Source organism: Amycolatopsis sp. NPDC104819 (genome assembly GCF_055583145.1).
The window spans coordinates 67,036-85,711 of sequence record NZ_JBVJON010000008.1 but is presented as its reverse complement, the minus strand read 5'-3'; the positions used below and the strand labels follow the sequence as shown (position 1 = coordinate 85,711).

3 protein-coding genes are annotated in these 18,676 nt (G+C 73.7%); all 3 read left to right on the top strand.

Translation table 11 applies throughout. From position 1 onward, the window contains the following. Positions 1–96: 96 nt before the first annotated feature. From ACZ63E_RS25815 to ACZ63E_RS25805, 3 genes are read left to right on the top strand one after another with little or no spacing between them, the layout of a single operon-like run. Entirely contained in the window at positions 97–16,188 is a 16,092-nt protein-coding gene (locus ACZ63E_RS25815; protein ID WP_465338673.1) for a non-ribosomal peptide synthase/polyketide synthase, read from the top strand. Then, positions 16,185–17,465 (top strand): MFS transporter, encoded by a 1,281-nt coding sequence (locus ACZ63E_RS25810; RefSeq protein WP_465338672.1) that lies wholly within the window; start codon positions 16,185–16,187, stop codon positions 17,463–17,465. The genes ACZ63E_RS25815 and ACZ63E_RS25810 overlap by 4 nt, the downstream gene beginning before the upstream one ends. Next, the gene (locus ACZ63E_RS25805) at positions 17,462–18,670 is read left to right on the top strand and encodes a cytochrome P450 (protein WP_465338671.1); all 1,209 of its coding nucleotides are present in this window, start codon (positions 17,462–17,464) and stop codon (positions 18,668–18,670) included. The genes ACZ63E_RS25810 and ACZ63E_RS25805 overlap by 4 nt, the downstream gene beginning before the upstream one ends. Positions 18,671–18,676 lie beyond the last annotated feature (6 nt).

Genomic DNA, 18,676 nt, shown 5'->3' with positions numbered 1-18,676 from the left:
GGCAGGGGGCGGTCTAGGCTCGACCGCACGACCTGCGCGGCCACCGGCGCTGTGCTCCCCCTCCCCCCCCCCCCCCCCCCGCTGCTGTTCCTGGCCGTGCACCACCTCGTGGTCGACGGCGTATCGCTGCGAGTGCTGCTCGCCGACCTCGACACCGCCTACCACCAGGCCCTGGCCGGCGCTCCGGTCCGGTTGCCGGCCGCGGGCACGACGTTCACCCGGTGGGCGCACCTGCTGCGCGAGCACGTCCGCTCCGGCGCCTTCGACGGCGACGTCGAGCACTGGACCCGGGTGGCCGGCCGGGTCCCGACCGCACTGCCGGTCGACCACGACGGCGCCGGCACCACCGGCTCCACGCGTACGCTGACCGTGACGCTCGACGCCGACGACACCGCCGCGCTGCTGCACCGGGTTCCCGCGGCCTACCGGACGCAGGTCAACGACGTGCTGCTGAGCGCGCTCGGCCGGGCGCTGGCCGACCGGACGGGGCAGGACGGTGTGCTGATCGCGCTGGAAGGCCACGGCCGGGAGGACGTCCTCGACGGCGTCGACCTCTCCCGCACGGTCGGCTGGTTCACCACGCAGTTCCCGGTGGCGCTCGACCTGCCGGCGGCGGGGGACTGGGGCGCCACCCTGAAGGCGGTCAAGGAGCAGCTGCGGGCCGTTCCGCGCCGCGGCCTCAGCTATGAGGCCCTGCGCCACCTCGGCGACACCGACGCGCCTGGCACCGTCCTGAAGTCCCTTCCGCTTCCTCAGATCTGCTTCAACTACCACGGCCGCTGGGACGGCGGAAGCGGCGGCGACGGGCTTTTCCGCGGTCGACTCGACGGTGCGGGCGCGGACATCGCGCCGGACGAGGCGAACACCTACCAGCTGGACGTGACCGGCGTCGTCGACGGTGGTGAGCTGTCACTGACGTGGAGCTACTCCGAGCAGGTCAACAACCGCGAAACGGTGCACGAGCTGGCCGAGGCGATGCTGGCGGCACTGCGCGAGATCGTCGCGCACTGCGCGGAGCCCGGTGCCGGCGGCCGCACGCCGTCCGACTTCCCGCTTGCCCGGCTCGATCAATCCACTGTGGACAGAATCGCCGGTGACGGCCACGACGTCGAAGACGTCTACCCGCTGACCCCGCTGCAGGCGGGCATGCTGTTCCACAGCCTGCTCGACCCCACCGCCGACGCCTACGTCGACCAGGCCCGGATGCTGCTCGACGGCGTCCGCGACCCGGAGGCGTTCGCGCGGGCCTGGCAGCAGGTGGCCGACCGGACCCCGGTGCTGCGCACCCAGCTGGTCTGGGACGGCGTCGAGGAACCCCTGCAGGTGGTGCGCCGCCGCGCGGTCGTGCCGACCACCCGCCACGACTGGCGTGGCCTGTCCGAAGCGGAGCAGGCGGCGGAGCTGGACCGGCTCTCGGCCGAAGACGCCGCCGCCGGGATGGACCTGGCCACCGCCCCGCTGATGCGGCTGGACATCGTCGCGCTGCGCCACGACCAGGTGCTGCTGATGTGGACCTCGCACCACATCGTGCTCGACGGCTGGAGCCTCGCCCAGATCTTCACCGAGGTCGTCGAGCACTACGCGGCCATCACCGGCAGCCGCGTCCCGCGGGTCCCGGCCCACCGGCCGTTCCGCGACTACCTCGCCTGGCTGGCCGCGCAGGACGTCACCGCGGCCGAGGACCACTGGCGCGAGGTGCTGGCCGGGTTCGCCACCCCCACACCGCTGCCCTGGGACCGGTCACCGGCCGAGGCCCACCGGACGCGGACCGCGCAGCCGGTGCGGGTCGCCCTCACCCCCGAAGACACCACCCGCCTGCGCGACGTCGCCCGGCGCCACGGCCTGACCGTCAACACCCTCGTGCAGGGCGCGTGGGCCCTGCTGCTGGCCCACCAGAGCGGCGAGTCCGACGTCGTGTTCGGCACCACCGTCTCCGGCCGGCCCGACGACCTGCCCGGTGTCGAAACCATGATCGGGATGTTCATCAACACCATCCCGACACGCACCCGCGTCGACGGTGGCGAACCGGTCTTGGCGTGGCTGCGGCGGCTGCAGGACGAGCAGAACCGGGCGCGGCGCTTCGACTTCGTCGCCCTCGGGCGGCTGCGCGCGCTCAGCGACGTCCCGGCTGGGCAGAACCTGTTCGACAGCATGGTCGCGTTCGAGAACTACCCGTTCGACGAAAACGCCGCCGCCCGCGCCGGGGTCACCCTGCGCGAGGTGACCGCGCTCGACGCCACCACCTTCCCGATCACCCTGCGCGCCTACGCGGGCGAACAGCTGGGCTTCGAGCTGGCCACCGACCCGGCGCTGTTCGACCCGGCCACCGCCGAGGCCCTGGCCGCCCGGCTGGAGACCCTGCTGCTCGCGATTGCCGAGAACCCGGACCGCACGATCGCGCGGCTGCCGTGGCTCTCGGCCGACGACCGCGCGCAGCTGCCCGGCGGCGCGGACCCGGTCTCGCTGCCCGCACCGACCATCACGGACCTGTTCGCCGCCCAGGTGGCCGCGACCCCGGACGCGATCGCGCTCACCAGTGAGGGCACCGCCCTGTCCTACGCCGAACTCAACCGCCGCGCGAACCGGCTGGCGCACCGGCTGATCGCGCTCGGCGCCGGGCCCGAGCGGTACGTCGCCCTGCGCCTGCCGCGCTCGCCGGAGCAGGTCGTCGCGATCCTCGCCGTGCTCAAGGCCGGCGCCGCCTACCTCCCGATCGACCCGGCCACCCCGGACGAGCGCGTCGAGCGGATGATCGCCGACACCGACCCGGTCGCCGTGCTGACTCCCGAGGACGTCGAGACCACCGGCCCGGACACCGACCCGCCGTCGCGGTGCACGCCCGAGCACCCCGCGTACGTCATCTACACCTCCGGCTCGACCGGGCAGCCCAAGGGCGTGGTGGTTCCGCACCGCAACGTCACCCGGCTGTTCGCCGCGACCGCCGGCCGGTTCGGCTTCGGCCGTGACGACGTGTGGACGCTGTTCCACAGCTACGCCTTCGACTTCTCCGTCTGGGAGATCTGGGGCCCGCTGCTGCACGGCGGCCGGCTCGTCGTCGTCCCGCACGCCGTCTCGCGGTCGCCGCGGGAGTTCCTGCGTCTGCTGGCCGACGAAGGCGTCACCGTGCTCAACCAGACGCCGTCGGCGTTCTACCAGCTGTGCCGCGCCGACGAGGACGACCCGGACCTCGGCGCCCGGCTCGCGCTGCGGCACGTGATCTTCGGCGGCGAGGCGCTCGACACGCGCCGCCTGTCCGGCTGGTTCCGCCGCCACGGCGCCACCGCGCCCCGGCTGGTCAACATGTACGGCATCACCGAGACCACCGTCCACGTCACCCACCACGACCTCGTGCCGGACGCTCCCGGTCTGGTCGGGGACGTCCTGCCCGACCTGCGCGGGTACGTCCTCGACGCCGACCTGAACCCCGTCCCGGCCGGCGTGCCCGGCGAACTGCACGTCGCCGGGGCCGGCTTGGCCCGCGGTTACCTCGGCCGGCCCGGGCTGACCGCCGCTCGGTTCGTCGCCGACCCGTTCGGTGCACCAGGGTCGCGGATGTACCGCTCCGGGGACCTGGTGTCCCGTGGCGAGAACGGCGCGCTGCGCTACCGCGGGCGTGCCGACCAGCAGGTCAAGATCCGCGGCTTCCGCATCGAACCGGGCGAGATCGAGGCCACCCTGCTCGCGCAGCCGGAGGTCGGCTCGGCCGCGGTCCTCGCCCGAGAGGACGAGCCCGGCCGCAAGCGGCTGGTCGCTTACGTCGTCGCGGCCGACCCGCACGCCCCGCCCGCCGCGGCCCTGCTGCGCGAACGACTGGCCCGGTCGCTGCCCGACTACATGGTGCCCTCCGCGTTCGTCACGGTCGACGCGATGCCGTTGACGCGCAACGGAAAACTCGACCACCGCGCGTTGCCGGCGCCCGTCGCCGGCCCGATGGGCACGGAGTTCGTCGAGCCGCGCACCGACGCCGAACGCACGGTCGCGGCGGTCCTGGCCGCCACCCTGGGGGTGGACCGGGTCGGGGCCGAGGACAGCTTCTTCGAGCTGGGCGGGGATTCCATCCTCAGCATCCGGCTGGCCTCCGCGCTGCGCGACGCCCTCGGCGTCGACGTCTCCCCGCGCAGCGTGTTCGACACGCCGACCGTCGCGGGCCTCGCCGCGAGCCTGGCCACCACGACGGTTGCCGTCGCGGCGATCCCCCTGGTGAGCCGCGAGCGTGACCTGCCGCTGTCCTTCGCCCAGCAACGCCTCTGGTTCCTCGACCAGTTCGCCCCGGGCAGCACGGACCACGTCACGGTGTACGGCGTCCGGTTGCGTGGTGCCCTGCGTGCCGACGCCCTCGCGAGGGCGCTGAACGCCCTGATCGCTCGGCACGAGTCGCTGCGCACGACGTTCACCGCCGTGGACGGCAAGCCTCGTCAAGTGATCGGCGAGCCGTGGGAACTGGCGTTGCCCGTCACCGAAGCCGGAGACTTGCAGCGACTGCTCGCCGAAGACCTCGCGCAGCCGTTCGACCTGACCCGCGGCCCGTTGCTGCGGGCCCGGCTGGCCCGCGTCGCTCCGGACGAGCACGCGCTCGTCCTGTCCCTGCACCACATCATCACTGACGGCTGGTCGATGGGCGTGCTCGTCGGCGAGCTCGCTGCCCTCTACGGCAACGAGCACACCGAGCTGCCCGCGCTGCCGGTCCAGTACGCGGACTTCGCGGCGTGGCAACGGGAACTGCCCGTCGAGGACCAGCTCGGCTTCTGGCGGCGGCAGCTCGACGGCCTCCGCCCGCTCGACCTGCCCACCGACCGTCCCCGGCCGGTCGTCCGGACCTCGCACGGCGCCGAGCAGGAGTTCATCCTCGCCGCCGAGCCGCTCGCCGGGCTGCGCCGGCTGGCCGCCGACCGGGACACGACCTTGTTCACGGCCCTGGCCGCGGCCTGTCAGCTGGTGCTGCGCCGGTGGTCCGGGCAGGACGACGTCGCTGTCGGCACGATCACCTCCGGCCGCGACCACCCCGGGGTGCGGGACATCGTCGGGATGTTCGTCAACACCGTCGTGCTGCGGTCGCAGCTCGACGGGCGCCAGGACTTCGGGCAGGTGCTCACCGCCGTCCGCCGGACGGTCCTGGACGCGTTCGCCCACCAGGACGTGCCGTTCGAGCGGCTCGTGGACGAGCTGAGCCCCGAGCGCGACACCAGCCGCACGCCGCTGTTCGAGGTGCTGGTGACCCTGCAGAACGCGGGCAACCGGCTGCCCGCTCTCGCCGGGCTCGCGGCGAGCGACCTCGACCTGCCGATGACCACGGCCGGGTTCGACCTCAGCATCGAGTTCGAAGAACGCCCCGACGGCCTGCGCGGCCTGCTGAACTACAGCACCGACCTGTTCGACGCGGCCACCATGAGCCGTTTCGCCGAGCACCTGACGGTGCTGCTCACCGCCGTCGTGGCCGACCCCACGCGCCCCGTCGACACGCTGTCGCTGCTGCCAGCGGCCGAGCACGACCTGGTCGTCGAGACCTGGAACGCCACCGACCGCCCGGCCCCGGACCGCACCGTGCCGGAGCTGTTCGAAGCGCGGGTCGCCCGTACTCCTCAGCGGACCGCGCTGGTCTGCGACGACACCACGCTGACCTTCGCCGAGCTGAACGCCCGCGCGAACCGGGTCGCTCGCGACCTCGTCTCCCGCGGCGCGGGTCCTGAGCGGTTCGTGGCCGTTTCCCTGCCTCGCTCCGCGGAGCTCGTGGTCACCGTCCTCGCCGTGCTCAAGGCCGGGGGCGTGCTGCTGTATCTGGACCCCGATCTGCCGCCCGTGCGCCAGGAAGCGCTGCTCGCCGACACCCGGCCGGTCGTCGTGGTCACCGAACCGATCGCCGGCTCGGCGGTAGTGTCCGATGTGGACTTGACGGATGACGACCGGGTCGGGCCGCTGGTGTTCGACAACGCCGCCTACACGATCTACACCTCCGGTTCGACCGGCGTGCCGAAGGGCGTCGTCGTCAGTCATCGCGCGCTGGCCAACCTGGCCGTCGACCACGGGGACCTGTTCGCCGAGGCGGCCGGGAAGGAGCGGCTGCGCGTCGCGCTGACGGCCGCGTTCTCGTTCGACGCGTCCTGGGAGGCACTGCTGCTGATGCTGACGGGCGGCCACGAGCTGCACGTCATCGACGGCGACACCCGGCTCGATCCCGCGCTGCTCGCCGGTTACGTTTCGGACCACGGGATCGACCTGGTCAACTCGACGCCGTCGTTCGTCCGGCACCTGCTCGGCGCGGGGGCCCGGCCACCGGTGCTGCTGGTGGGCGGCGAGCCGGTCGGCGACGCGTTGTGGCGGGAACTTTCCGGTGCCACCGCCTTCAACCTCTACGGCCCGACCGAGTCCACTGTGGACGCGACGATGGTCCGGATCGGCGAGTCCGCGCGCGAGGTGATCGGCCGCCCGGTCGGCAACGTGCGCGCCTACGTCCTCGACGACCTCCTGCGCCCGGCGCCGATCGGCGTCCCCGGCGAGCTGTACCTGGCGGGCGTCCAGCTCGCCCGCGGCTACCTCAACCGGCCCGGGACGACCGCGGAGAGGTTCCTGCCCAACCCCTTCGGCGCGCCGGGAACCCGGATGTACGCCACCGGTGACCGCGTCCGCTGGACCCGCGACGGCAACCTGGAGTACCTCGGCCGCGCCGACGACCAGGTCAAGATCCGCGGCTTCCGGATCGAACCCGGCGAGGTCGAGGCGGCGCTGCGCGCCTTGCCGGAGGTCGCCGACGCCGTGGTCGTCGCCCGCCACGACGACGGCCACGCCCGTCTCGTCGCCTACGTCGTCACGACGGGCGAGCCGGACTACCTGCGGACCCGGTTGAAGGCGACCCTTCCCGACCACCTGGTGCCCACGGTTTTCGTGCGGCTCGACCGGCTGCCGCTGGCCGCGAGCGGCAAGGTCGACCGCGGCGCGTTGCCCGCCCCCGCCCCGATCGTGGCCCCGGCCGTCGGCCGGACCGCGCCGCGGACGCCGGCCGAGCAGCTGCTCGCATCGATCTGGGCCGACGTCCTCGGCGTCGAACGGCCGGGCGTGGAAGACAACTTCTTCGCGCTGGGCGGGGATTCCATCCTGAGCATCCAGGTCGTCTCCCGGGCCCGGCAGCACGGCCTGCGCCTGACCTCCAAGGACGTCTTCCGCCACCAGAACATCGCCGAGCTGGCGCTGGTCGCCGGCACGGAGGCGCCCGGCGGTCCCGAGGCGGCCTTCACAGGCTCGGCCCCGCTCACCCCGATCCAGCAGTGGCTCTTCGGCACCGGCAACGACCGGTTCACGATGTCCACAGTGGCCGAACTCGACCCGGAGCTGGACGTCCCCGCTCTGACCACGGCGCTGGCCGCGGTCCTGGCGCGGCACGAGGTCCTGCGCACCCGATTCACCCACGGAGGCGACGGCTGGCGGCAGGAGTTCCGCGCCGACGCGGAAATCCCCGCGCTGCGCCAAGTCGACTTGTCCACTGTGGTCGACGTCGACGCGGTGATGCGCACCGCCGCGGTCGAAGCGCGTGGCACACTGAGCGTCGGGGACGGCCCGCTCGTCGCGGCCGTGCTGTTCACCTTCGGCCCGGCGCGGCCGCCGGTCCTGCTGCTGATCGTTCACCATTTGGTGGTCGACGGTGTTTCGTGGCGGATCCTGCTCGCCGACACGGAAACCGCGTACCGCCAGGTGCTCGCGGGCCGCCGGGTCGACCTCGGGCCGGGGACGACGAGCTACTTCCGCTGGGCCGACCGGCTCGCCGCGCACGTCCGCGGCGGCGGCTTCGACGCCGAGCTGCCCTACTGGACCGAGGTGCTCGACGGTCCCGCCACGGACCTGCCGGTCGACGCGGCGGGGGAGAACACCGAAACCCGCACGGTGACTTCGGCCCTCGACACCGCCACCACCGACGCCCTTTTGCGCCAGGTGCCCGACGTCTACCGCACCCAGGTCAACGACGTCCTGCTCAGCGCCCTCGGCCGGGTGCTGGCCCGCTGGACCGGGAACGAACGGGTCCTGGTCGCGCTGGAAGGGCACGGCCGCGAGGAGATCTTCGACGACCTCGACCTGTCCCGCACGGTCGGCTGGTTCACCGCCGAGTTCCCGGTCGCGCTCACACTGCCCGAGGCCGAGGACTGGGAGCCGACGCTGAAGGCGGTCAAGGAACAGCTGCGGGCCGTGCCCGGCAAGGGCCTCGGCTACGGCGCGCTGAGCCGGCTCGTGCCGGACTCGCCCCTGCGCGGCGCCCGCACCCCGCAGATCTCGCTGAACTACCTCGGCCAGTGGACCGCCGCCGGCGACGACAGCGGACTCTACCGGGGCTTCGGCGGCGACCTGGGCGAAGACGACGCCCGGCCGCGGACCTGCCTGCTCGACGTCGTCGGCATCGTCGAAGGCGACCGGCTGGAGCTCGCCTGGACGTATTCGCCCGGGGTGCACCACGAAAGCACCGTGCGGGACCTGGCCGAGCAGGTCACCGAGGCGCTGCGCGAGATCGTCGCGCACTGCGCCGCCCCCGGCGCCGGAGGGCGCACGCCGTCCGACTTCCCGCTCGCCCGGTTGAGTCAGCGTGAGCTCGACGTCGTGGCCGGCGACGGCCGGGACGTCGAAGACGTCTACCCGCTCACGGCGCTGCAGGCCGGCATGGTGTTCCACACGTTGTTCGACAGCGGTTCCCCGGCGTACTTCGAACAGGTCCGCGTGCGCCTGGCCGGGGTCGCCGACCCCGCCGGGCTCGCCGCGGCCTGGCAGCGCGTCGTCGATCGCACGCCGGTGCTGCGGACCCGGCTGGTCCTGACCGGCGTCGAGGAGCCCGTGCAGGTGGTGGACCGCGCGGCCACCCTGCCAGTCACCCACCACGGCCTGCGCGACCTCGACCCGGTGGCCCGCGAGGCGGCCGTGCGGGACCTGCTCGAGGCCGATCGTGCCGCGCCGTTCGACCTGGCCCGCGCCCCGCTGACCCGGCTGGCGATCGCCGCGCTGCCCGGCGACGAGGTCGACCTCGTCTGGACCTCCCACCACGTCCTGCTCGACGGCTGGAGCTCCGCCCAGGTCTTCGCCGAGGCGTGCGAGCAGTACGCCGCGACGACGTCGGGCACCCGGCCTGGCCTGGTCACCCGCCGCCCGTACCGCGACTACCTCGGCTGGCTGGCCGAGCGCGACCAGGCCCGCGCCGACGATTTCTGGCGCGCCACGCTGGCCGGGTTCGACGCCCCGACCGCGTTGCCCTACGACCGCCCGCCGGCCGAGGCCCACCGGTCCCGCTCGACCGATGCGGTCCGCACCGAGCTGGCCCCGCCCGCGACGCTGCGGCTGCGCGAGTTCGCCCGGACCCAGGGCCTGACCGTCAACACCGTCGTGCAGGGCGCTTGGGCGCTGCTGCTGTCGCTGCTGTCGGGCGACCGGGACGTCGTGTTCGGCACCACCGTCTCCGGCCGTCCGGCCGACCTGGCCGGCGTCGAAACGATGATCGGCATGTTCATCAACACCATCCCGACCCGCGTCCGCCTCGACGGCGCCCAGCCGGTCGCGCGGTGGCTGGGGGAGCTGCAGGCGGCCCAGAGCGAGGCGCGTGACCACGACTTCGTGTCGCTGGGCCGGCTGCGGCCGCTCAGCGACGTCGCCGCCGGGCAGAACCTGTTCGACAGCATGGTGGTCTTCGAGAACTACCCGATCAGCGAACCCGCCACCACCGGCGCGCCCCGGGTCGTCGAGGTCGCCTCGGCCGACGCCACCAACTTCCCGCTGTGCCTGCGCGCGTCGCTGGACGAGGGGCTCACGCTCGACCTCGCCTACGACCCGGGACTGTTCGACGCCGGTTCGATCACGGCGATGACCGACCGGCTCGGCCTGCTGCTCGACGCCGTCACCGCCGATCCCGCCCGGCCGCTGGCGCGGCTGCCGTGGGTCGACGGTGCCGAACGTGCCCAGGTGCTCGCCGACGCCCACGGCGCGGGCGGGCCCGCGCCCGCCGCGACCGTGCCGGCGCTGTTCGCCGACCAGGTCCGCCGCCGGCCGGACGCGCCCGCGGTCGTCGCCGACGACCGGACCCTGACCTACACCGAGCTGGACGAGCGGGCGAACCACCTGGCGCGCCGGCTGGTCGAGCTGGGCGTCGGCGCCGAAGACCGCGTCGGGCTCCTGCTCGAACCGTCGGTGGATCACGTGGTCGCGGAGCTGGCCGTGCTCAAGGCGGCCGCGGCCTACGTGCCGCTGGACACCCGTGCCCCGCAGGAGCGGCTGCGGGCCGTGCTGGCCGAAGCCGCGGTGACGGTCGTGGTGGCCGGGCCGACCTGGGTGACCACCGCCGAATCCGTCCACAGTGGACCCACGACGACGGTGGGCGGGCAGCGATCCTCCTCGGCGCCGGAGCGCGCGGTCGATCCCGGCAGCCTCGCCTATGTGATGTACACGTCGGGATCGACGGGGACCCCCAAGGGCGTCGCGGTGTGCCACCAGGACATCACCGCGCTGGCCCAGGACTCCCGGTTCGCCGGGGACGCCCACGCCCGGGTGCTGGCCCACTCGCCGCTGGCCTTCGACGCCTCCACCTACGAGCTGTGGGCCCCGTTGCTGACCGGCGGAGCGACCGTCCTGCCCGACGGCCCCGACCTGACCGTGGAGTCGTTGCGGCGCGCGGTGTCCGCGCACGGGGTGACGGCGGCGTGGCTGACCGCGGGCCTGTTCCGGCTCGTCGCCCACGACGCCCCGGACGCCTTGCGTGGTCTGCGCGAAGTCTGGACCGGGGGCGACGTCGTCCCGCCGGCCGCGGTGCGGGCGGTCCAAGCGGCCTGCCCCGGCCTCGTCGTGGTCGACGGGTACGGCCCCACCGAAACCACGACCTTCGCCACGTCCTTCCGGCTGACCGCGGACGTGCCCGAGCCGATCCCCATCGGCCGTCCGCTCGACGGCGTCCGCGCCTACGTGCTCGACCGCGACCTGCGGCCGCTGCCGGCCGGCGCACCGGGCGAGCTGTGCCTCGCCGGGCCCGGCCTGGCGCGCGGTTACCTCGGCCGTCCGGGCGCGACCGCCGACCGGTTCGTCGCCGACCCGTTCGGCGCGCCGGGGGAGCGGATGTACCGGACCGGTGACGTCGTCCGCCGTGACGCCGACGGCGACCTGGTGTTCCTCGGCCGTTCGGACGACCAGGTCAAGCTGCGCGGGTTCCGGATCGAGCCCGCGGAGGTGGAGACCGTGCTGGCCGCGCACCCGGCGGTCGCGCAGGCGATCGCGACCGTCCACACCGACGCCGCCGGCACCCGCCGGCTGGTGGCCCACGTCGTCGCCGCCCCGGGGCGGACCGCCGACCCGGCCGAGCTGCGTGCGCACGCCGCCGAGAGCCTGCCCGAATACATGGTTCCCGCGGTCGTCCTGGTGCTGCCGGTACTTCCGTTGAACCGCAACGGAAAGGTGGACCGCCGCGCGCTGCCCGCGCCGGACGGCCCGATCCCGGCCCAGCGGGTCCACGTCCCGCCCGCCACCGTGACCGAGCAGACCGTCGCCGAAATCTGGGAGCGGCTGCTCGGTGCCGAACGGGTCGGGGCGCAGGACAACTTCTTCGAGCTCGGCGGCGACTCGATCCTCAGCATCCGGCTCGTGTCCCGGCTCCTGGCCGAATTCGCCGTGTCGATGTCGCCGCGCGCGGTGTTCGCGCACCCGACGGTCGCCCGGCTCGCCGCGGCGATCGACACCGTCGGCGCCGCCCGCACCGCCACCGGCCCGATCCCCGCCGTGCCCCGCGACCGGCCGCTGCCGCAGTCCTTCGCCCAGCAGCGGTTGTGGTTCCTCGACGAGTTCGAGCCCGGCGGCACCGAGTACGTCACGAGCACGGCCGTGCGCCTGCACGGTGAGCTGGTCGTCGACGCGCTCGGCGAGGCGTTCACCGGCCTGGTCGCCCGGCACGAGCCGTTGCGCACCACGTTCGCCTCGAGCGACGGCCACGGCGTCCAGGTCGTGCACCCGGCGGCGCCCGTGCCGGTGCCCGTCACCGACCTGAGCGGCCACCCCGCCGAGACGCGGGAAGCGGCCCTGGCCGATGTCCTGCGCGCCGACGGCGAGCAGCCGTTCGACCTGCGGGAAGGCCCGCTGCTGCGAGTCAAGCTGATCCGGCTGGCCCCACAGGAGCACGTGCTCACCGTGACCGTGCACCACATCGTCACCGACGGCTGGTCCAACGGCCTGATCGCCGAAGAGATCGGCCTGCGCTACACCGCCGCGCTGCGCGGCGAGGCGCCCGAGCTGCCGCCGCTGCCCGTGCAGTACGCGGATTTCGCGGCCTGGCAACGCGGTCTGCTCGCCGAGCGGGTGCTGGCGGGCCAGGTCGACTACTGGACCGGGCGCCTGCGCGACCTCACCCCGCTGGAGCTGCCGACCGACCGGCCGCGCCCGCCGGTGCGCACCACCAGCGGCGCGACCCGGGAGCTGGTCGTCCCGGCGGTGGTGACCGCCCGGCTCGAACAGCTGAGCCGGCAGCGGGGCACCACGCTGTTCACCACCCTCGTCGCGGCCTGCCAGGTGCTGCTCGGCCGCTGGGCCGGTCAGGACGACGTCGCCGTCGGCACGGTCACCTCCGGCCGCGAACGCGCCGAGCTGGAAAGCCTCGTCGGGTTCTTCGTCAACACGCTGGTGCTGCGGTCCCGGGTCCGCCCGGGGCAACCGTTCACGGACTTCCTCGACGAGGTCAGCGCCGGCGTCCGCGCGGCGTTCGACCACCAGGACCTGCCGTTCGACCGCGTCGTCGACGCGGTCCAGCCCGGCCGCGACCCCAGCCGCACCCCGCTGTTCCAGACCATGGTGGTGCTGCAGAACAGCCCGCGGGAGCCGGCCCGGCTGCCCGGGCTCGAGGCCGAAGACGTCGTCCAGCCCGCGACGGCCGCGAACTTCGACCTGACCCTGGAGTTCCAGCCGGACCACGGCCTCTTGCACGCCGCCCTGACCTACAACACCGACCTGTTCGACGCCGGCACGATCGACCACCTCGCCGAGCACCTGGGCGTCCTGCTCGCCGGCATCGCCGAAAACCCCGCCCGGCCGCTGTCGAAGCTGCCACTGCTGGGCGAGGACGAACGCCGCCTGCTGCTCGGCACGTGGAACGACACCGGCCGCGCAGTCGCCCCCGGCACCCTGCCCGAACGCGTCGAGGCCCGGGCCCGGCGGCACCCGGACGCGACCGCGGTCGTCTCCGAGGACGGCATCCTCACCTACGCCGAGCTCGACGCCCGCGCCGGGCGGCTGGCCCAGGTCCTCGCCGCGCGCGGCATCGGCCCGGAACGGATCGTCGCGCTGGCCCTGCCCCGGTCGGCCGACATCGTCGTGGCGCAGCTCGCCGTCCTGAAGGCGGGCGCGGCGTTCCTGCCAGTCGACCCGACCTACCCGCTCGAACGCATCACCTACATGCTCACCGACGCCCGCCCGGCCCTGGTGCTCACGACCGACGCCCTCGCCCCGCCCGTGCCCGACGGCGTCCCGGTGCTCGTCCTCGACGACCCGGCCGCGTTCGCCGCGGATCCGGGAGTGCGGCTCACCCCGCCGCGGCCGGACAGCCCTGCCTACGTGATCTACACGTCCGGGTCGACCGGCCGGCCCAAGGGTGTGATCGTCACCCATGCCGGGCTGACCGGTTTCGCCGACGCGGAAGCCGAGCACCTGGCCGTCACCGAAAGCGACCGGGTCATGGCGTACTCCTCGCCGAGCTTCGACGCCGCTGTGCTGGAGCTGTGCCTGGCCCTGCCCGCCGGCGCGGCGCTCGTCGTCGTCCCGCCCGGGCCGTTGCTGGGGGAGCCGCTCGCGGAGTTCCTCACGACGCACGAAATCAGCCACACCCTGATCCCGCCCGCCGCGCTGGCCACCCTCCCCGAGATGCCCCTGCCGCACCTGCGCACGCTCGTCGTGGGCGGCGACGCCTGCCCGGCGGAGCTGGTGGACCGCTGGGCCCCCGGCCGGCGGATGATCAACGCCTACGGCCCCACCGAGTCGACGGTCGTCGCGACCTGGAGCGACCCGCTCACCCCGGGCGTGCCGCCGCCGATCGGCCGGCCGCTCCCGAACACCCGCGTCTACGTTCTCGACGACGCGCTCGCACCGGTCCCGATCGGCGTCGCGGGCGAACTGTACGTCGCCGGGCCGAGCCTGGCCCGCGGTTACCTCGACCGGCCGGGCCTGACCGCGGACCGGTTCCCGGCCAACCCGTTCGGCGCGCCGGGGGAGCGGATGTACCGCACCGGCGACGTCGTCCGCTGGTCCGCCGGCGGGGTGCTCGAGTTCACCGGCCGGGCCGACGACCAGGTGAAGGTCCGCGGCTTCCGGATCGAACTGGGCGAGGTGGAGTCGGCGCTGCTGCGCCACCCCGGCATCAGCGCCGCCGTCGCCGCGGTGCAGCAGGACGAGTCCGGGTACAAGCGCCTGGTCGCGTGCTTCGTCGCGGCGTCACCGGACGACGTGCCCGGCTCCGCCGACCTGCGCGAGTTCCTGGGGTGGTCGCTGCCGGGGCACCTCGTGCCCTCGGCGTTCCAGCCGCTGGCCGCGCTCCCGCTCGGCCCGAGCGGCAAGGTCGACCGGCGGGCCCTGCCCGTGGTCACCGCCGCGGTCGAGCCCGCCGCCCGGCACGTCGAGCCGGTGACGCCGGCCGAGCGTGTGCTGGCCGAGGTGTGGGCGCAGGTGCTGGGCCTGGACCGGGTCGGCACGGAGGACAACTTCTTCGAGCTGGGCGGCGATTCCATCCTCAGCATGCAGGTGGTGTCCCGGGCCCGGCAGGCCGGACTGCGGCTGTCCGCGAAGGACATGTTCCTGAACCAGACCATCGCCACCCTGGCCCCGCAGGCGACCGCGGTTTCCGAGGTGACGGAGTCCGACGGACCGGTGGTCGGGCCGGTGCCGCTGACCCCGATCCAGGACTGGTTCTTCGGCAGCCACACCGTGAACCCCCACCACTTCAACCAGTCCATGCTCGTCGACCTGGCCGACGGCTTCGACGCCGACGCGCTCCGGCAGGCCCTGGCCGCGGTGTGGGCCCACCACGACGCCCTGCGGATGCGGTTCGAGCACACCGCCGACGGGTGGCGCCAGCACAACGCCGGGCTCGACCCGGGGCCCGAGCTGCGCCACGACGACCTGACCGCCGTGGCCGAGGCCGACCGCCCGGCCGCGCTGGAGCGGATCGCCGACGCCGTCCACGCCGGGTTCGACCTGACCCGCGGCCCGCTGCTCGGCGCCGTCCTGGTCACCGCTGAACCGGGCTGGCGCCCGAAGCTTTTCCTTGCGGCGCACCACGTCGTGGTCGACGCGGTCTCCTGGCGCATCCTGCTCGACGACCTCGACGCCGCCTACCGGCAGGTGCTCCGGCGCGCCCCAGTCGACCTCGGGCCGCGCACGACGTCGTTCCGCGACTGGTCGCACCGGCTCGCCGAGCACGTCCGCGCCGGTGGCTTCGACGACGAAATCCCTTACTGGACGGGCCTTCCCGTCGCCGGTGCGCTGCCGGTGGACCACGACGGCGACGCCGCCGGAACGGACGAAGTCACCGTCGTCCTCGACGCCGAGGACACCAACGCCCTGCTGCGGTCGGCGCCCGCGGCCTACCGCACCCGCGTCAACGACGTCCTCCTGGCGGCGCTGGCCTGGGCACTGGCGCGGTGGACCGGCCGCGCGGAAGTGTCGATCGCCTTGGAGGGCCACGGCCGCGAAGACGTCCTCGACGGCGTCGACCTGACCCGGACCGCCGGCTGGTTCACCACGTTGTACCCGGTGGCCCTCTCCGTGGACAGTGGCGCGGACTGGCGGACACTGGTCAAGTCCGTCCGCAAGCAGCTGAGGGCCATCCCGGGCAACGGCTTCGGCTACGGCGCGCTGCGCCACCTCGGCACCCCGGACGTCCGGCGGCAGCTGACCGAAACCGGGCCCCAGCCCGAGATCTCGTTCAACTACCTCGGTCAGTGGGACGGCTCGGGGGCCGCCGGGACAGCGACGTCGGAGAGCCTCTACGCCGCCCTGCACGGATCACTCGGCCACGACCACGACCCGGCCGAGCACCGCCCGTTCCTGCTCGACCTGGTCGGCGCGGTCCAGGACGGCGAGCTGGTGTTCTCCCTGATCCACCAGCCCGGCCGCCATGACCGGCAGACCGTCGAAGCGGTCGCTGCCGACTTCGCCGGTGCCCTGCGGCAGATCGCGGCCGACAGCCGGGACGGGCGCCGATGACCGCGTCGCCGCTGTCCCGGAACCGGGACTACCGACTGCTGTGGGGCAGCCAGGCGCTGTCGGAAGCCGGCTTCGCCGCGTCGGTCATCGCGTTGCCGCTGCTGGTGCTCGCGGTGACCGGCTCACCGGCGCTGTCCGGGCTGGTGCTCGGCGTCGACGCGATGGCCCAGCTGGTCGCCGGGCTGCCCGCCGGCGCGCTGGCGGACCGCTGGAACCGCAAGAAGCTCATGCTCGGCTGCGAGGCCGTCTATTCGCTGGCGGTGGCGAGCCTGGTGGCCGCCGTCTGGTGGGACGTCGTGAGCATCCCCCAGCTGATCGCGGTCGCGGCGGTGATGGGCTGCTGCCGCTCGCTGTTCGGCCCGGCCGAAGGCGCGACGCTGGCTCGGATCGTGCCCGCGGCCCAGCTGCCCACCGCGGTGGCGATGAACTCGGCGCGTGGTGCTTTCGGCCAGCTTTCGGGCACCGCGGTCGGCGGGTTCCTCTTCGGTCTCGCGCGGGCCGTTCCGTTCGCCTTCGACGTGCTCGCCCACGCGATCTCGTTCGTCGCCCTGTGCTTCGTGCGGGCCCCGCGCCACGAGCCCGTGCCGCGCGGCGAAGGGCACCTGGGCCGGGAGATGGTGGAGGGCCTGCGCTGGGTGTGGGGCGAGCGGCATGTGCGTGTCACCGTGCTGTGCGCGGTGAGCCTGAACTTCTTCTTCAGCGCCTACTACATCGTGGTCGTCGTCCTGGCGCGGGACCGCGGCATCACTTCGGGCGAGATCGGCGTGATGGCCGCGATGCTCGGCGTCGGCGGGGTCGTGGGCTCGCTGATCGCGCCCTGGCTGCAGCGCCGGCTCAGCCCGTACGTCTCGATCATGAGCGTCTTCTGGGTGCTGACCCTGCTCACGCCGCTCGCGGCCGTCATCGACGACGGCTACCTGATGGGCGCCCTGTTCGTCGCGATGGCCCTGCTGCCGCCCACCGCGAACACGACGATCGGCACCTACCAGCTGCTGCTCACGCCCGACCGGCTGCGCGGGCGGCTGACCAGCGTGATGGGCGTGATCGGCGGGGTGTCGGCCGCGACCGGCCCGGCTTTCGGCGGCCTGGTCGTGCAGGCCGTTCCCGGTGGGGGCGCCGTGCTGCTGTGCACCGCCGGGATCGCCCTCGTGACCCTGGTCGTCACCGCGAGCCCCACCCTGCGCCATTTTCCCCGCGTCGATGCCCTGCCCGCCGAACCCCAGCCGGTGGGCGGACGCCCCGCCGACGCCCCGCCGACCGACGAGAGGAAGCCATGACCACTCAGGAACCCGACCTCGCCTTCGCGTTCGAAGACCTCCTGGCGCGTTCGGCCGAACTGCGCGACCGCGGCGGCCCGGTGCACCACGACGGGGAGCGGGGCGTCTGGCGGGCGCTGGACCACCCGACCGTCTCCCGTGTGCTGTCCGACCCGGCCACGTTCTCCTCGGACTTCAGTGGCCTCACCCCGGTCCAAGAGGACTTCGAGACCTTTCGCAAGGGCAACTTCGTCGGGATGGACCCGCCGGACCACCGCAAGCTGCGGACCCTGGTCAGCCAGGCGTTCACCCCGCGGGTCGTGGCCGGGCTCGAACCCCGGATCCGGGCCATCACGCACGACCTGCTCGACGAGGTCGCCGGAGCGGCCCGCATCGACGTCGTCGACGCGCTCGCCTACCCGCTGCCGATCATCGTGATCGCCGAGCTCCTCGGCGTCCCGATCGCCGACCGGCCCCTGTTCACCCGGTGGGCGCAGGTGCTCTTCAGCGGCGACCAGCTGGGGGAGTCGGCCGACATGGCCGACATCCAGCGCGCGCTGGACGCGATCGCCCCGACCATCCGGGAGATGAACGCCTACATCCTCGACCACATCCGGCAGCACCGCGCCCACCCCGGCGACGGGCTGACCAGCCGGCTCGTGCAGGCGGAGTTCAACGGCGAACGCCTGGAGGACCAGGAGATCGTCGGGTTCGTGGCGCTGCTGCTGGTGGCCGGGCACATCACGACGACCGCGCTGGTGGGCAACGCCGTGGTCAGCTTCGACCGGAACCCGCACGCCGCGGCCGCGCTGCGTGCCGACCCCACCGGCCTGCCGACCGCGCTGGAGGAGGTGCTGCGGATGCTGCCGCCGTTCCCCGAACTGGGCCGGCGCACGACCTCGGACGTCGAACTGGGCGGCCAGGTCATCCCGGCGAACTCGATCGTGATGGCCGACCTGGCCGCGGCCAACCGCGACCCGGCGAGCTTCGACCGCCCCGGTGAGTTCGACGCGCGCCGCAGCCCGAACCCGCACCTCACCTTCGGGCACGGGATCCACTTCTGCTTCGGCGCTCCGTTGGCCCGGCTCGAGGGCCGGGTGGCGTTCGAGGTGCTCTTCGAGCGCTACCGCGATCTCTCCATCGCCTCGGACGACGACGTCGAGTTCCAGAACCCGGCGGTGATCGTCGGTGTCAAACGTCTTCCGCTCGAAGTCGAAGCCACCTGAGCAGGA

Excerpts from the sequence above, each read along its gene's own strand:
- ACZ63E_RS25810 (WP_465338672.1), top strand. The coding sequence starts at position 16,185 with ATGACCGCGTCGCCGCTGTCCCGGAACCGGGACTACCGACTGCTGTGG.
- ACZ63E_RS25805 (WP_465338671.1), top strand. The coding sequence starts at position 17,462 with ATGACCACTCAGGAACCCGACCTCGCCTTCGCGTTCGAAGACCTCCTG.